This is a genomic window from Pseudomonas avellanae BPIC 631, assembly GCF_000444135.1.
GTDB lineage: Bacteria > Pseudomonadota > Gammaproteobacteria > Pseudomonadales > Pseudomonadaceae > Aquipseudomonas > Aquipseudomonas avellanae.
Genome location: NZ_ATDK01000490.1, coordinates 1 through 1,520, shown reverse-complemented (window position 1 = coordinate 1,520; position 1,520 = coordinate 1). Strand labels below are relative to the sequence as shown.

The window sequence follows — 1,520 nt, the reverse complement described above, 5'->3', positions numbered from 1 at the left end:
CTAACGGAAAATTCAAATCTTATCAATAGCTTAGCTTGCAGGTTATGGGTAACTTATTTCGAAAACAGTACACTAGCGGCCTTTGGAATCAATGAGTGAATCATCTGCCCCACCTTGTGCACCAACGTGGAGGGCATGCACAAAAATGAGGCAATGTCGGTTGGTTAAAAAATAAATAAAATCTCCCTATTGACTTGAGGTTCTTGCCTGCTCAATATCTGAAGTGTCGCAAAAAACAGACATTGAGCGACAAATAAATATCATTTGCTCAGCCGCAAATACTGACATAGCCAGGATAGGCAGCTTTTTAATCTTGACGATTAAAAAGCCTAATGCGAGAGGGATCTATGTTTAGAAAAATTGAAGACAATAGCATTTCTTTGGATTTTTCGATCTCTGGCTTGAGGTTCGAAGCCAACTTGACCGCAGGCACTGCGCTGTCCGGGGGGGGGTCAGCAAAAAACTGATGTCCAGCCCCGGACCACTAATTTCAGATTTTGTCACTCATGAAAAAGACTTCCATTATTCCACTTATGGAATTCATGTTGGCCAAGATGATCGACTCACTTTCATGGGCGATTCAAGAACTCAAATTGATGTTTTTTTTGTAGATTGCAGAGAGGGGAGCGCCACCCTTCATCAAATCGTTCGTTTGCGTTTCAAGCCTTCCTTAGAAAGACGCCTTGTAATACCAAGAGGTGTGGCACATACATTTGATAATCTCGAAGGTATCGTGACCCGAGACTAACCTGTTTGGTATGTGGATCATGACAACCCGGCTTGGAATCTTGATAATGACCTAGTCTCAGTTGCTCGCTCCTCTAAGCTAAATGCATTTCCAATTGTAAGACCTAATAGGCACATGCTACCCGACAAGGCGCATATATTTTTGTCGGAAATTTCTCAGTCACTTCTAGAGAACCCTAAATCGTACCTTGCGCGTTTTTCTGTGCAAATTGCGGGCTCGCAAAAATTTGTAATGCTTGAGCCCAAGCATTGGGCAGATGACAATCGCGCAGTAGAGCTTATTATTGAAAAATTCGAAATCCCGGGCGTCAAGGCCAAGCGTAATCATTACGCTTTCACAGGGGGGAAGTCGTTTACTCTGGTGCCTAATACTCATGCTTGCGTCGCTGATGTTCTGCTGCTTAAAGCGAATTCCGCTGAATTAAGTGCGTATCATTGGCATGCCCGAACTAGAAAAATATACACCTTTTTAAATAACGAAGGTGCAGAGATTGAGTTGAGTTTTATTGATCTTCGAAATGATTCAGACACGTTCGGACAGGTCGCACATCACACGTTGATTTGTGACCCCAGGGTCAATATTACAATAGAACAAGGCATCGCCTACTGCATAAGAAGTACGCTGGACATCTACCTTCGCTGCGAGCACGAGATTTTTGCTGACGAGAATGAACCTAGTGTACTGTTTTCGAAAAAATCAGCCACCAACTAACGGAAAATTCAAATCTTATCAATAGCTTAGCTTGCAGGTTATGGGTAACTTATTTCGAAAA

1 protein-coding gene and 1 pseudogene are annotated in these 1,520 nt (G+C 42.7%); both read left to right on the top strand.

Annotated elements, in window-relative coordinates:
* The first annotated feature begins 466 nt into the window (after positions 1–466).
* A complete protein-coding gene (locus DW49_RS1000000133840; protein WP_229687581.1) occupies positions 467–748 on the top strand; it encodes a dTDP-4-dehydrorhamnose 3,5-epimerase family protein in 282 nt (93 codons plus the stop codon).
* A gap of 114 nt (positions 749–862) precedes the next feature.
* Positions 863–1,423, top strand: a pseudogene (locus tag DW49_RS1000000133835) (dTDP-4-dehydrorhamnose 3,5-epimerase); the annotation flags it as partial.
* Positions 1,424–1,520: the final 97 nt, after the last annotated feature.